The organism is Marinomonas piezotolerans (assembly GCF_003362755.1).
GTDB lineage: Bacteria > Pseudomonadota > Gammaproteobacteria > Pseudomonadales > Marinomonadaceae > Marinomonas > Marinomonas piezotolerans.
Window position 1 is genome coordinate 1 of sequence record NZ_QKRA01000020.1, and the last position, 14,710, is coordinate 14,710.

The 14,710-nt window shown below is 41.2% G+C and carries 10 protein-coding genes; 8 read left to right on the top strand and 2 right to left on the bottom strand.

Going from position 1 to position 14,710, the window contains the following annotated elements:
• Positions 1–111: 111 nt before the first annotated feature.
• The 4 genes from DN730_RS18810 to DN730_RS18825 all read left to right on the top strand — a co-directional run bounded on the left by DN730_RS18810 (position 112) and on the right by DN730_RS18825 (position 7,874).
• The gene (locus DN730_RS18810) at positions 112–930 is read left to right on the top strand and encodes a TnsA endonuclease N-terminal domain-containing protein (protein WP_115469663.1); all 819 of its coding nucleotides are present in this window, start codon (positions 112–114) and stop codon (positions 928–930) included.
• Positions 920–2,980, top strand: coding sequence for a Mu transposase C-terminal domain-containing protein (locus DN730_RS18815; protein ID WP_115469664.1), 2,061 nt, complete (start codon positions 920–922; stop codon positions 2,978–2,980). The genes DN730_RS18810 and DN730_RS18815 overlap by 11 nt, the downstream gene beginning before the upstream one ends.
• Positions 2,981–2,991: 11 nt before the next feature.
• Positions 2,992–4,587: an ATP-binding protein gene (locus tag DN730_RS18820; RefSeq protein ID WP_115469665.1), complete on the top strand. Its 1,596-nt coding sequence runs from the start codon at positions 2,992–2,994 to the stop codon at positions 4,585–4,587.
• Between the two features lie 89 nt (positions 4,588–4,676).
• Positions 4,677–7,874, top strand: a complete 3,198-nt coding sequence (locus DN730_RS18825) for a hypothetical protein (protein ID WP_115469666.1) — start codon at positions 4,677–4,679, stop codon at positions 7,872–7,874.
• 74 nt (positions 7,875–7,948) lie between these two features.
• Here DN730_RS18825 and DN730_RS18830 read toward each other — a convergent pair whose 3' ends face one another.
• Positions 7,949–9,331: a DEAD/DEAH box helicase gene (locus tag DN730_RS18830; protein ID WP_115469667.1), complete on the bottom strand. Its 1,383-nt coding sequence runs from the start codon at positions 9,329–9,331 to the stop codon at positions 7,949–7,951.
• Positions 9,325–9,855: a hypothetical protein gene (locus tag DN730_RS18835; protein WP_115469668.1), complete on the bottom strand. Its 531-nt coding sequence runs from the start codon at positions 9,853–9,855 to the stop codon at positions 9,325–9,327. The genes DN730_RS18830 and DN730_RS18835 overlap by 7 nt, the downstream gene beginning before the upstream one ends.
• A 101-nt stretch (positions 9,856–9,956) precedes the next feature.
• Here DN730_RS18835 and DN730_RS18840 point away from each other — a divergent pair, with 101 nt between their 5' ends.
• The 4 genes from DN730_RS18840 to nadC all read left to right on the top strand — a co-directional run bounded on the left by DN730_RS18840 (position 9,957) and on the right by nadC (position 14,675).
• Positions 9,957–10,277 carry a helix-turn-helix domain-containing protein gene (locus DN730_RS18840; RefSeq protein ID WP_115469669.1) on the top strand — a complete coding sequence of 107 codons (321 nt, stop codon included), beginning with the start codon at positions 9,957–9,959 and terminating at the stop codon, positions 10,275–10,277.
• Between the two features lie 30 nt (positions 10,278–10,307).
• On the top strand, positions 10,308–11,864 hold the full coding sequence (locus tag DN730_RS18845; RefSeq protein WP_115469670.1) for a TnsD family Tn7-like transposition protein: 1,557 nt from the start codon (positions 10,308–10,310) through the stop codon (positions 11,862–11,864).
• The gene (locus tag DN730_RS18850; RefSeq protein WP_147290598.1) at positions 11,764–13,380 is read left to right on the top strand and encodes a Tn7-like element transposition protein TnsE; all 1,617 of its coding nucleotides are present in this window, start codon (positions 11,764–11,766) and stop codon (positions 13,378–13,380) included. Before DN730_RS18845 ends, DN730_RS18850 begins: the two co-directional genes overlap by 101 nt.
• A 440-nt stretch (positions 13,381–13,820) precedes the next feature.
• Entirely contained in the window at positions 13,821–14,675 is an 855-nt protein-coding gene (nadC, locus tag DN730_RS18855) for a carboxylating nicotinate-nucleotide diphosphorylase (protein WP_115469672.1), read from the top strand.
• The last annotated feature ends 35 nt before the right edge of the window (positions 14,676–14,710 follow it).

The window sequence follows — 14,710 nt, forward strand, 5'->3', positions numbered from 1 at the left end:
TGTGCGGTGACATTATAGTTTGATAAAAGACATTATAGTTTGATGTTTTACAATAATGTTTGATGTTTTTTAGCCTCCTGCTATGCTCAGAAAGTAAGCAGGAGGCTAGATATGTTAGATGCAGATAAACCGCTTGATCCTAAAGATGAAAAGAAATTAAAAACCAGAGGTGTTGGCTCAGGTGAAAGCTATGAACCCTTTATAAAAGTGCATGAAATAAGTAGTACGGGGGAGAGCTATCGCATCCGAGGTCGAAACACTTCTAGAGCCCATCATCTTCTATCTCGCCTTGAATTCTCTGCCTTCCTTGTATTTGATCGCTTCCATCTTACCTACGACATCAAAGAGCAATTTCCTTTACCAATAGCAGATTCCTTGAGAATTTGTTCTCGTTTAGGAATTAAGCACCCTCAAATACGCAACAAATTGAAAGTCGTTACCACAGATCTTGTGGTTGAACTGAAAAACAAACCTTCTATCGCTATAGCGGTTAAGTACGCTAGTGACTTAGACAACTTGCGCACTGTTGAGAAGCTTCAAATCGAAAAGCTGTATTGGGAGGAACGTGATTATGAATGGAAGCTGTTCACAGACCAAGAAATTCCAGCGATTGTGAAAGAGAATCTTGAATGGCTTCATGCTGCTAGCCTGAATTCACATGATCTATATGAAGAGCTGTCCTTCGAGGATATTTCGACAGTAGTAAGCCGGTTATCAGGATCAGATAAGAAGCTCGCTACAGTTTGTGCTGCTTTGGATGATCAGTACGAATGTAGCGCAGGCTTTCATATTGGCGTGATTCGTAATGCTGCCGCTGCAAATTTGATAGATGTTCCTTTAGACATTGTATTTAGAAATTGGCGTGCAACAGATGTCTCTATAATTGTTGGCCTAGATTCAATCAACGGCGGATTATCTGATGTATCTTAACAAAGTATTTCTCGATCCTCATTCGGATAACCCAACCCAGATTCGAGTAGTCTATGAATATGTCGATTTCCTAATGCTTATCGATATTCATGATGAGAAGGCGTGGCCTTACCGAGTAGGACTTGATGAGTTCGAAAGCTTATCATTAGAAGCGATACCTGATCCGATTACTTTAATAACACCGGAGGCTGGCTCTAAAGCTGAAGACATCAGAGATCGGGCTTATCGTTCGGTATCTTTATTGTTATCGGACTACTTTGCATTATTCGATAAAAAGCTTAGGAATCAAATGATCAAAACCGTTTTGGAAGTAACGGGTGAGCCTAGGCTATACGTTATACGACAGCTGCGTAGATACTGGCAGAGAGGGATGACTCCTGATGCCCTGGCTCCAGATTATTCAAAGTGTGGGGCTCCTGGACAAGATCGTGTAGGGACGCAAAAGCTTGGTAGTAAACGTACTACATCTCCTGGGGAAGGTGTTCCAATAACAGAGGAAGTAGCGAATTTTTTCAGGTTAGCAATCGAAGGCTTTTATCTGGTGAAGGGGGACGTCGACCTCAAAGCGGCTAGAACGAAGGCTAATGGCTTCCTTAAATCAAAGTATCCCAAAATCAAAAAAGAAGATCTTCCGACTGAGAGGCAGTTTCGATACTTTTACAATAAGCACTACGCTAAGCCTCTTGTTGTTAAAGCTCGCACTCCATCTATTCAATACGCAAAAGACGTTCTACCAAGCCATAGTACATCTGCTACAAATAACTTCGGACCTGGAGCTCGTTATGAAATTGATGCGACCATTGCTGACTTGCACCTTGTGTCTGAGTATGACCCAGATAGGATTGTAGGTCGCCCAATCGTATATAAAGTCAAAGATGTATTTAGTCGCATGACTGTTGGCTTATATGTAGGACTAGAAAACCCTTCTTGGGCAACCGCATCAATCGCTCTTGCGCATGCGTTCTGTGACAAAGTTGAGTACTGTCGCAAGTTCGGCATAGAGATTATTGAAAGTGATTGGCCAAGCATTGGAACGCCTGCAACGATTACAGCCGACCGTGGGGAATTGCTTGGGAAACACGGAGATATCTTAGTAAATCGATTTGGTATCACGTTATCCAATACCAGAGCATATCGAGGCGATGATAAAGGCATCGTTGAAAAGTCATTCCATATGATGCACGTGGAAATCCTTCCTTATGTGGAAGGAAAGGTAGAGCCTGTAAATGGAAAGAAAAAAGCAGGAAAGCGGACAGAGTTATCAGCAAACCTAACACTCTATGATTTTACAAAAATGGTGATCATCTCTGAAATCAATCGTAATACATCTATCCCCTTAGAAGGCTATGACTTTGAATCTGACATGCCTACAGATTTGCCTGCGATACCTGTAAGACTCTGGCAATGGGGAGTGAAAAATAGGACGGGAGTTTTGAGAGAGGTTGATCCAAAGTTAACCTATGTGAATATGCTGCCCCACAGTAAGGCGACGATATCGCCCTCAGGGATATGTTTTAAAGGGATGTATTACACCTGTGTAGAAGCAGTTGAGCTAGGCTGGTTCCACAAGAATAGATCAATACCTCGTCCAAAAAGCATAGAGGTGGCTTACGATCCGTTAAATACGAATGTTCTATATGTCAGACCTGATAATAAGTTCGATAGCGTATGGCAATGTTCATTACAGAATCGAAGTCGTCGATATCAAGATATGAGCCTAGTAGAAGCAATGTCGATTCGAACAGAATCAAGGTCTACCTACGCTGAAGCTCAGCAAGAATCGGATTATAAAGCCCCAGATCTTCAAAAGGAGCTTGAGATGATTACTCAACTTGCATACAAGAGGCAGCAATCTTCGGAGTTGTCTAATAACTCAAAACGGCTAAGTGGTATTCGTAATAACCGAGATCAGGAAAGAGAAATAGAGCGTCAAAAAAACAGAGAGTCTGCGAAACCACCTAAGAGCAAGGAAACAGCAACAGTCACTTCCATCAACTCTGGCAAAGAAATTGATCAGGGATTCGACTACCCAGACTTGGATGATTTTTAAGAGATAATCACATGGCCGTATTTGAAACAGCGAAATACATCGACGCAGAGATTGATGAATACGAAGGTCACCCATTAATCAATGCATTGCCACCTATTAATTCACAAAAAGACACAGCAGTCTTGATAAGACGAATTCCTGTTGTTAGCGCTGAAGAAGTGGCGTTACCTGCTCATATACGCAGACATGCTATGTTGCGAATTATGGATGGTTTTCTATACCCCACTAGAGCTCATTTACAACTTGAACAGACTATTTCTTCCATGATTCGTCAAGGGTATTTGAGTCGAAACATCGCAAACAAGAGCTATCAAGAAACGCTTAATCGAACAGAAAATCTTACGGCGGATGTGAGCCGTAATGCTGGCAATGAAGCCTTAGTAAGTTCTGTTATCGGTTGCTCTGGTGCGGGTAAATCGACCGCAGTAGAAGCCGTGCTAGCTGGTTATCCTCAGGTGATTATGCACTCTATGTATCAGCATGTTCAGATTGTCTGGCTTAAAGTTGAGTGCCCTCATGATGCCTCTGTGAAAAGTTTGTGTATCAACTTCTTCCGCGCTCTTGATGAGGCTTTAGATAATAACGGACTTTATGAAAAACAATATGTGAAACCCCGCGCAAACGTTGAGATGTTACTCGGGGACTTTGCGAGAATTGCTGCATTACACTCGATAGGTTTACTGGTCATTGATGAGATTCAGCACTTAGAGCGTTCACGATCTAGCAATGTATCTGATCGAATTCTTCGTTTCTTTGTACAGCTTACCAATACAATCAAGTTGCCCATACTTTTCATTGGTACTCCTAAAGCTTACGAGCTCTTTTCCCCAAGCATGCGTTCAGCAAGACGAGCTTCACAGTTTGGAAGTATTAATTGGAATCGATTTAATACAGCAGATAGAACCGGAAAAGGTTCTGATTGGGATCGCTTCTTCTCTCAGTTATGGTCGTTACAATGGTTTAAGTCACCTCAGCCGCTGACTGATGAGATCAAGCATCTATTCTGGGACTACTCCCAAGGAATTGCCCATGTAGCTGTAACGCTTTTCTATCTTTGTCAAACACGGGCAGTGACTGTTGGAAGAGAAATTATCTCAAGAGAATTAGTTGAAACGGTTTTCAATGAAGAGCTACATATGGTCAAGCCTATGATCAGAGCACTTCAAAGTGGGCGTGATTCAGAAATACAGAAGTATGATGATCTTGAAATACCTAGAGTTAGCTTGGTTCAGCATGCAGAAGTTTCCGCTCCAATAGATGAAGGTGCTACTCTTCGAGTCAATGGGGATATTTCCCCAGAGCAAAGTCAGTTATCTAAGCTAATCAATATGCTTGAGCAAGCAGGTATTGGAGAAGACATTGCGCCCACTGTGGCGGAGCAAGCTGTATCAGAGCTTCCTGATGCCAACTTATTTGAGCTATTTGCACACATCAATAACCTGAAGGATAAAGAGCCTGCTCCTCCTACCAAAGAGAAACCAAAAGTCGTTAAGCTTGAGCCTAGATATGTTGAGAACGACCTACGGTTAATGGTCAACAGTAAAGGCGGTACTTACAAGACTATGAAATCTGAAGGGGTTATACTGCGTTTGGCTGATTATTTGTAAACAAGGATTGTGAAGCATCGTAAAGCTACCGCACTCTTATATCAGATGATCTATTGGAATAGAGCGTTAGATAACTTAAGGATGTTGCCATGAATTACAAGGCAGAATTCAAAGGGTGGGGCGAGCTGACCTTAGCAGACTTGCTTGTAGCATATCGAAAAGCAAAAGCAGATTGCTTCTTTGAGAATACGTTTCCTACAGCAATTAAGTTTGCAGAGTATGAGCAGGATCTACTGGCTAATCTGAGAGATCTGCTTAAGCTATTAAAGAAAAAATCAGGCCTTGATGAAGGTGAATTACTCGGAGAATTTCGATTACTTCCTAAGAAACTATCAGCTTCTCGGAAATCAAATGTAGTAGATGATGGACATGTACATTTTTCAAAGCCAGATAGAGCTGTTGACAACTTGTTTAAAAATCACGATATAGTTCCTGAATTTCGAATCATTGGGGACTTTCCCGTAAATACCCATATCATCTCTGCTTTATGGGTTAATATGATTGGTCGAAAATTCGATGCCAAGTTAGAAAAAAGTTGTTATGGAGCTAGGTTAAAACGTATACGTAACGATGACTTGTTTTCAGGTGATGAGCAACCATTTCATATTAGTTCAGTTGGATCTTTCAATCCCTATTTTCAGCCTTATCAAAAATGGCGAAATGATGGCCTTAAAGCAATTAGAGGGGAGCTAGAAAAAGACCGTGACATTATTGCAGTCTCCCTTGATCTAAAAAGCTACTACCATTTTATTGATCCTTTATCGACTTCTGGAACCTCTTTTTTGAAAGTACTGGATTTAGATCTTACGGAAGAAGAGAAGTTTTTTCATAGCCAGCTTACTAAGTTTTTAAGACGTTGGGCTGAAGAGGCTGAAAAGTTTGGGAAATCTGTCGGTGGAAACGAAGCTAGAATTAGCGGAGGCTTGGTAATTGGCCTTACATGTAGTCGAGTAATTTCTAATGCTTTGTTGCATAAATGGGACAAACTAGTTCAGGAAAAGTTAGCACCGATTCATTACGGTCGCTATGTAGATGATATGTTTCTAGTCTTACGGGATACAGGAACTATCACTAATAGTTCAGATTTGATGAGAATGATTCAAGATCGAATGGGTGAAGATTTAGTTTCTCAAAATGCCGATAACACTAAGGTTTGGGAAATAAACCAAGGTTCAGATATTCAGGGTGAGACAAAAATATCGCTTCAATCAGACAAACAGAAGTTATTTTTATTGCAGGGACATGCTGGGCTAGATCTTTTGGATAGCATCGAAAAGGAGATATATGAACTATCCAGTGAACATCGTTTGATGCCATCTCCAGACCAATTGGAACATTCTACTGCGGCTAAAGTTCTTTCTGCTGCCGGTAGTGTTGGAGATAGCGCTGATACATTGAGAAGGGCTGATGGATTAACTATTCGTCGTTTAGGTTGGTCGTTACAACTTCGTCATGTCGAAACCTTAGCAAGAGATCTTCCACCTAGTCAATGGAAGGAGCAGCGAGAAGAATTCTATCAATTTGCTCACAATCATATTTTAAGAGCAGACAATCTCTTTGCACATTTCAGCTATTTACCACGACTTCTTGGCTTCGCAATTAGCATGAATGAGTGGGAGCAAGCGGAAAAAATAGCCGTGAAGTCTTATCAAGCTATAGATACTTTGGCCTCAGAAATAGATAAGGATAAGTTAGTTCGGATAAATGGGTGTGATGCTAAAGTACAAGATGACCTTTGGGGTTATATCAAAGGTACTCTAGCTTGGCTATTTATTGATGCAGCAACTCGTTACCATGATCCAAGCAAACTTTTCTTAGGTGAAAGATCTCATAAAAAGAAGCGTCTTGCTAACCTTTTTCTAAATCAAATAGTTGTTACTTTAAGTGATTTCGATAAGCTATTGGGAATCCATTTTGATGTAGCAGACTTCGAGCAAAAAGCACCTTTAGTTGCAGTAGCAGACCTTGCTAAAGAAGCATATAAATCTATTTTGAATAGCCCATCTGCTGAGAAACTAGCAGGTAACCGTAATGCTATAAAAGAAAAGAAAATTCTTAAGTTGCTTGATGAGGCTGAGCTTCTTGATGTAGATGTATTTGAGCAATTTATGAGCTCTACCCGAAAAACTAGATTAGAGATGGTTACTAAAGGGAAAAAGGCAAGTGATAGCTATCTCCCTTATCTTTTTCCAACCCGCCCACTTTCTCCGGCTGAAATTTCTACACTAGCTCCTGAATGTGTTGGGTTGCCATCAACTTCAGGTAAAGCTCCATCTTTTAGCCCAGCTGTAACCTGGGCAAAATACACTCAGGTTCTACGCGGAGTTTGGATAAAACCAACCCTTCTAGCGGCAGAACAAGAGGCTAAGAATAAGAGCTTAAAGCAAGGTAAGACGTTTCTGAGAATTGGTACTGATATCAAAGAAAAAATAGTTATTGCTCTAACCAATTTAAGAACCGAAGATACTGATTGGGCTGCAACTGCATGTAATAAACCTAACTTGAGTAGAAAGCGCTATCAGAGAATATCAAAGTTAGTTAATGACACTTTAAAACTGACCCCTAAGCCCGACTATGTTCTTTTTCCTGAGCTATCAATTCCTTTGCGCTGGTTAAACAGTATTGCAAGCAGACTTAATACCGCTGGCATTAGTTTAATAGCAGGAACTGAATACCGACATAGTGGCTCAAATAAAATTTTTAGCGAGGCTGCGTTAGTTCTGTCTGATAACCGACTAGGCTACCCTACATTCGTTAAAATTTGGCAGCCAAAGGTTGAACCAGCTGTTGGTGAGGAGAAGGAGCTTACCATTAAGTACGGGAAAATTTGGGAGACACCTAATAAGTCTACTAAGCCAATTTATATTCACAATGGGGTCTATTTTGGCGTTATGATTTGCTCAGAATTGCAAAACAGTAAATCACGAATTAGTTTTCAAGGCGTGGTTGATGCTCTTATGGTTCTAAGTTGGAATAAGGATCTAGATACTTTCGCATCTTTAATTGAATCCGCAGCACTAGATATACATGCCTATACAATATTGGTGAACAATCGGAAATATGGTGATAGCCGTGTCCGCTCACCTGCTAAAGAGAGTTTCTTGCGTGATATAGCGAGAGTAAGGGGAGGTGAAAATGACTTTGTTGTTGCTGCTACATTGGATATCAAAGCCCTAAGGTCATTCCAAAGCCGGGCAAAACGTTGGCCTGAAAATGGAGATAAATTTAAGCCAGTACCAGAAGGCTTTAAAATTCGAAAAAGTAGAAGAGTGTTGCCGCCTGGTTAATTCTTAGCTTAATCGAAGATGCTTCTAAGTGATCTACTTTTTGATCGCATCTAAAGCTATATGCTGATACAGCGTTAACTTAGTTGATAGAACTCTATAATCCTAGATTTAAACGAACTCATTGAAAGCTCTGCTAAGGTTGGGTGATTGATGAGTTCGTCAAAATTACTTTCGAAAATATTTTCCATATCTAGGTCAGAGAAAGCACTTTGGCTGTTATCTTGGTTGCTTTGATTGTTGCTAGATGGATTATCAGCGCTTTCTATCCCTTCAATCAGTCTGTCAGTTCGCTCGTAGTGATACGAATCTGGTACAGCTTGATTTAGGCGTTCTGCATAGCCAACTAAGTCAGGTTCAGCGAGAATGAACATATATCCAATAGCTGTTTGATCGACAGTCATACGTAATATACGGCCAAGTATTTGTCTAAAGTACAGCTCTGTTGTGACATCCGTAAGGTTACAACAAACTTGAAGTCTTGGAATATCTGTCCCTTCACTGATCATTGCAATGCTAATGATCCACTCGCTAGAGTCTTCGCGAAAGCGATTGATAAGCTCTGGCGAGTCATCTTGTTTATATGAAACGATGGTTGCATTTTTGCCAAAATGACCCGAAAGAATAGCTTGTATCTGTAAGGCATGAGCGTAAGAGGCTGCGACAACTAAGCCTCCAGCATTTTTGCTTGTGGCTCTTAACGCATCTAGCTTTTGAATACTAAGCGACAGCATATATTTGATGACTTCTGGCTGTCTCAATATCATTCTGTAGCTAACATCTCCGTTTTCCAGAAGATCCTGAATACTTTGATAGGTATGACTTTCATGGCCTTTGCGTACTACCACTTGGTTAGTATCTATTGCCGTAATGTAAGGCGCACGACATACATTATCTTCAATTGCCTCAAGTAAGTCGTATGTGAAATCACATTGAATATAGCCGTTTGGATCAGAGTAACGAGCCAAGGGTATAGGAAGGGAATCAGTACGCCATGGCGTACCAGTTAAGGATAATGTATAGGTTGCCAAATTTTGGATAGTGGATAGCAGGCTTAACCCCCAAGAATTCGCTGGTGATTCACCGTCACCAGCACAGTGGTGTATTTCATCAAAAATGACCAATACGCGGCTCATACTGAGGTTACTGATTAACTCACCAATATTAGACATTGAGTGATAGGTGCGAGACACACCTAATGCTCCTAGTTGCCCATTAAATGGACGCTCTAATACGTGTTCAAAAGTTGTACGGATACTGTGACTGACAACTTTTGAAGGAGAGAAGCAAACGACATAATCAATCTTTCGATCACCAATCAGCTGCTTGGCAACGTAGCTAGCCATAATTGTCTTCCCTGCTCCAGGAGTTGCTAATACAAGAGCATCGGATTGGTAATGATATGTCTCTATCAGTTGGGCAATACAATTCTGCTGCCATATTCTAAGTGAATCTAACATTTTGGAATGCTTCTCTGAGTAGTTGCATGGATCACTTTTTTGAGTGCATTCAGTCGTCCGTACAGTTGAATAGATTCTTTCTTTGTTTCTTTAAGCAACCCTTGAACAACTGCTCTGGATCGCGGGAATCGCTTTTGTAGGTCGCTATAGGCTTCTAGCTCACTCAGGATCATCTCCAAGGAAACTTGTGTTTTTACCTCTTCGTCAATTAGCTCTTTGTCTCCATCAAGATCTTCAGACTCAGGTTTTAGTTTGCTTTTAAATGGCTCATTGGAAGAAATTCTCTGCTGTAGAGAACGTGATAGATGATAAGTTCGCTTTCCTTTCTGTCCGCTAGCATTGATTAAATTCACTTGCTGTAACTTATGAATATTTCGCGCGACAAAGCCTTCAGCTTGCTTAGTCGAGAGTTCAAATTTGCTAGCAGCCATATTAATTAGCTCTTTTCTTTTTACGTCATTTCCCTCAACGCACAGCAATAGATCCTTAAAGTCTTCGTTCAAGGAGATAGTTTCGTTTGTCATTGGTAGATTCTAGAAATTAAAAACTTAGGATTGCTAAGTATACAGAAATAAGTAAAACTTAGACAATCTAAGTATGTGAGACTTCTTAAGATGAAAATACTTTGGCTGTTAATCCTATCCCCTTGCGGCTCAAGCAAGCCCGCAAGCTTGTTGGTGTTTCCCAGAAAGAGCTGGGAATAAGAATCGGTATGGACGAAAGTTCTGCAAGTGGTCGTATGAACCACTATGAAAAGGGCAGACACGTACCGGATGTAGAGACGTTGCGTAAAATTGCAGCGGAGCTCAATGTGCCATTGAATTATTTCTTTTGTGAAGATGAATTAAGTGCAGAGTTGGCCTGCTTGATTTCCAAGCTTGATGAAGAAAGTAAAAGAACATTGATCGCAGAATTAATGGCGACCAAAAACTACGATAGCGCTTAGTTGTATTCATCTTTCACCATAGGGTGATAGATGATCTACCAATTTCCAGTACCACATGATGACGAGCTACTAGGCAGTGTATTGGCTCGTTTTATCTCTAGGCAAGGCATACGCGAGGATAAAGTAGCACTTGAGCTGCTTTTCGGAAGCCGAAATATAGTGCCTTCGGCTTTGCTTCAAGGCCATTTATCTCAGTTGGCCAATAATGTTCAGCATTTATGGCCAATCGCTTCTAATGAGATGATAGAGAAACATTCGATACTTCCTATCTTTAAGGTTTTCGTTGAGCCTGACCGATATTCTTCTATATGTTCAGAGCTATCGCATGATGCAAAAAGTCACTCCATGTTGAAGGTTGGTATCAATGCTTCATCGTTAGTGTTTCCTACATACTTTCGATTCTGTCCCGTTTGTTTTAATGAGGATATGAAGCAATTTGCTTATAGCTATTGGCGTAGGCAATTTCAGTTACCTGGAGTATGCGTATGTTTGCAACATCGTTGTATGTTGATGGATTCACTCTTTGAGCTTAAGCCACGTCGCCGTCATACTTTTATGGAGGCTTCGACACTAACAAATATGCCGATACCATTTGCCGCTGAAGTTTGTCAGAAGCCATCATTATTGGAGCTTGCTCGTAACATTGAGCAGTTACTTCACCAATCTTTTTCATATGTATCACCTGATCAATGGAGTGCATTTTATGATGCACGTCTTCGTGAAGTTGGGTTGAAAAGCTCTAAAGGGGTTAAACATCGTCAAGTTGAAAGTTTATTCACTCAGTACTGGAGTTTGAGCTTTCTAAGAGAATGTGGGCTAGGTCTTTGCGAAGGCGTAACCTGGCTTCAAACTTTTTTCCGTAAGCAGCGAAAGCATTTTTCGTATCTTCACCATCTGCTGTGCTTGCAAGCGCTATTTTCTGAATGGAAGTTAGATGATGTTTTTAGAATTGTCTCAAGTATTGAGGTCAAAACTGTTAAGCGAGCTTACACCTCATCCCAGGCTGATCTCAGAGCATCAGAGTACCGTGCGATTTGGAAGGATCTAAGAAAGGATTATGTATTCCTCAAAGAAATTAGAGCAACGAGGGAAGGTGCTCGGGTGTACTCATGGCTTTATCGCTTCGACCACGATTGGCTAAAAAGCAATCTTCCGGCTCCGTTAAGAAACAATGTGGGTAGAGTCGTAAACTGGAAGCAGCGAGATCTAGCTCTAGTCAGGCAACTGATTAACATTCGTAAGGCATGTGAAGACGATTTATCGCTGCCTAGAATGACTCAAAACTGGTTCATCTCAAAGCTGCAACTACGTTGGGGGATAGATAAGCACTTGGCTAAGCTTCCGCTGTGTAGGCTATTTTTTGCCAGGTACGTTGAAACGATTGAAGAGTATCAAGTGCGTAGAGTTCTCGTTATTATTGTTGATTGTATCAACAAGGACGAACCTATTCCTCAGGCTTATGAAATTGAACGTGCTGCTGGACTCAGTGAAAAACGGACTCGTGAAGCTCCGCGACGAATTATCAGAGAAGATCTCGAAATGGTTTCCTGCTTTAAGCTACCTCCCAAGGGACAACGAGCTAGTTAAAATCCACGGTGTATTTCGATCCAAAAACTTACTGAAAAATAAAGATATTTTTGTCGCTGTGGAGTGGAAAGATGGCATCACGTCATCCTTACCTATCGAAATGGCAAGCTTCCTTGCACCTGGTTCTACATTCCAAGATAAAAAGATCGTTTCGCAGACGAAACACGAGCGGCAAAACGTTCATATTATTAGTCTCGAACGAGTCGATAAGGCCTCTGGGCACTACCAATACCTCTACAAAACAGATCACGGTCTGATGAAATTCTCAGGCTTTGAACTGGCTAGGACTCTACTATTCCATAACCCGCACCTTGTTCGGGCGGCTTATACAGCGAATGGCGTAGGTGGTTTGACATTAGTTCATCATGATCAGTCGCCAATCGAAATCAGCTTTCCTGAAAGTACTCTATATCCTTTGAGGTTTATAAAATCCAAAAGTACGAGAACGCATTTAGCCTGGTTGGTGCTCGATGTAGAGGCGAAGAAAAGTGCACACTCTGTTTTTGAATCCTTCAATAAAGGTCAGGGTGAGCTGGGATTTAAGTTTGTCCCGCCTAACCTAGAAGGCTGGTTACTCGAAGTGTCTGTGCGAGCTGATTCTGAGGATATTGCTGAGGTAGTGCGTGTAGAAAATATCCTCGAAGCTGTTTTTAACGAGGGAGCGGCTGATGTTTTAGTTAGCCACCCGAAAGATAAAGACCAAAGTAGTAAGGACAAAATAGATGCTGCGAAGAAAGGACAAACTCCAGCAGATGACACTGATCCCGAGTTAGAGCTTGGGGAAATACCAAGACTCGGAAAGCGGCTTCACATAGAGCGCTCAAAAGGTTTTTCCTTTGGTTGCTCTGCAATTCGAAGCGTAAAATCATCCAAAGGTAAAAAAGCTAGTGGATCAAAGCATTCGCCGCCTGCTGAGGCCCCAGACATTGAGAAAGAAAAAGCAGGTGTTGGGTTAATTGAGAAAGATGGTAATGCTCAAGAATTTAGTCCGACCATAAATCAGGACGAAGAGATTACTGACACAGTCTACCTACCTCAAAAATTCAGGCTTTTTGGTGAGGTCATTGAAGAGGTAGGAAAATCTGATGGTATTAAGTTATTTCAGAAAGCGAAGTGCTATAGATTTCCTGCCCCCGCAAACCAAAGTAAAGTTGTTTACAAAACACAATATGAAGGTCGCCTTAAGTATTTCGTAGCAATCTTAGAGCTAACAGGCAGTCAGCTAGTGCTAGTTGAAGCAGATACCAGTAATTTGAGAACCCCTAAAGGAGCCAGTACGCTTATTCTAGGATTAAAAGAAGATGCGAAAGCTAACTTTGAAGAAATTCTCCAAAGTTTTTCTGACAAAGGTGCTCAATGGAGTCATGACTTCATCAATGAGCGCTGTTATTTCTTCAATCCTTGCAGGCACCCGCCTCTAAAAGAGAAAGGTAAGATTCGTACAGATCAGGAATACAAGGAAAAGTGGGTGAGTGATCTTCGTGAGAAGTTGAGGTTGTTTAGGAAGCCCTCGTAAAAAGACTACAGAGGTTTAGCCTCTGTAGTCTAGAAGATAGTTGATTACTTACTTGTTTGCTGTCAGCTAAACTACTTCTAGAGCATGGTATAGATGAAACGATAGTAACAATTGAGGGGGCAACTCCACTGCATACAACTATCAACTGCCGTTAAACATCTCAAATGCGCGACAAATGGACCTTCAGTATTGGATGATCGACTTCAAACTATACCGGATACCTCAATCGATAACTTTCAGCAGTTTGCTGATTGAGACCTCATCGTTAAAAATATTACATACCTAATAATTATCAATAAAATCCACTTCATGTGGTAGAATCGATACTCAAAAATAGTAATTTTAACAGCAAGTAACGCCATCAAAATTCTACTAGCGCGCTCCTTCGGACCCGCTAATAAATATGCACATTGGCAAAATCAGAGAGATAGGGAGTTATAATGTACAAATTAGATAATACAACGTTACAGATTGCGATTACTGCAAATGTGAGTGCAGCTCTTACTGAAGATATCGCGAGTGGAGACATCAACGCGTTATTGATCCCAGAGTCTCAAACGGCTATTGCAAAAATTATTACACGGCAGGATGCCGTGCTATGCGGAACAGCTTGGGTGAGCGAGACCTTCCGCCAAGTTGATCCTTCGGTCAAACTGCTCTGGCATTTTAACGATGGTGATAACCTCAAAGCTGATGATCTGATTGTTGAGGTTACTGGACCCGCCCGCTCACTCCTCACAGGTGAAAGAACAGCGCTTAATTTTCTTCAGTTAATGTCGGCTGTTGCAACGCGAACTCGATACTTTGTTAGTAAAATCGGTAGAAACCCTGTAGAGCTCATCGACACTCGAAAAACAATACCTGGGCTAAGACTGGCTCAAAAATATGCTGTCACTTGTGGTGGTGGGCAGAACCATAGAATGGGTTTGTATGATGCATTTTTGATAAAAGAGAATCATATCGCAGCTTGCGGTGGTATCGATAAGGCTGTTCAGGTCGCACGAACTCTGGTGCCAAATAAGCTCATCGAAGTTGAAACAGAATCACTCGAGGAACTAGAGCAAGCTCTTCAATCCGGTGTAGATATAATTATGTTGGATAATTTTTCATTAGAAGATACTAAGAAAGCGGTAGAATTAAGCCGCGGTAAGGCTAAAATCGAAGCCTCTGGTGGTATAAATGACGATACGCTGATAGACATTATACAAGCTGGCGTTGACTATGTATCAATGGGTACACTCACCAAAGATATTAAAGCTGTCGATTTATCGATGCGACTATACATGGAAGCATAGTAAGGGCCTAAGATGACAGATCGTGTTAGTTAACT

Excerpts from the sequence above, each read along its gene's own strand:
- DN730_RS18810 (WP_115469663.1), top strand. The coding sequence starts at position 112 with ATGTTAGATGCAGATAAACCGCTTGATCCTAAAGATGAAAAGAAATTA.
- DN730_RS18815 (WP_115469664.1), top strand. The coding sequence starts at position 920 with ATGTATCTTAACAAAGTATTTCTCGATCCTCATTCGGATAACCCAACC.
- DN730_RS18820 (WP_115469665.1), top strand. The coding sequence starts at position 2,992 with ATGGCCGTATTTGAAACAGCGAAATACATCGACGCAGAGATTGATGAA.
- DN730_RS18825 (WP_115469666.1), top strand. The coding sequence starts at position 4,677 with ATGAATTACAAGGCAGAATTCAAAGGGTGGGGCGAGCTGACCTTAGCA.
- DN730_RS18830 (WP_115469667.1), bottom strand. The coding sequence starts at position 9,331 with ATGTTAGATTCACTTAGAATATGGCAGCAGAATTGTATTGCCCAACTG.
- DN730_RS18835 (WP_115469668.1), bottom strand. The coding sequence starts at position 9,855 with ATGACAAACGAAACTATCTCCTTGAACGAAGACTTTAAGGATCTATTG.
- DN730_RS18845 (WP_115469670.1), top strand. The coding sequence starts at position 10,308 with ATGATCTACCAATTTCCAGTACCACATGATGACGAGCTACTAGGCAGT.
- nadC (WP_115469672.1), top strand. The coding sequence starts at position 13,821 with ATGTACAAATTAGATAATACAACGTTACAGATTGCGATTACTGCAAAT.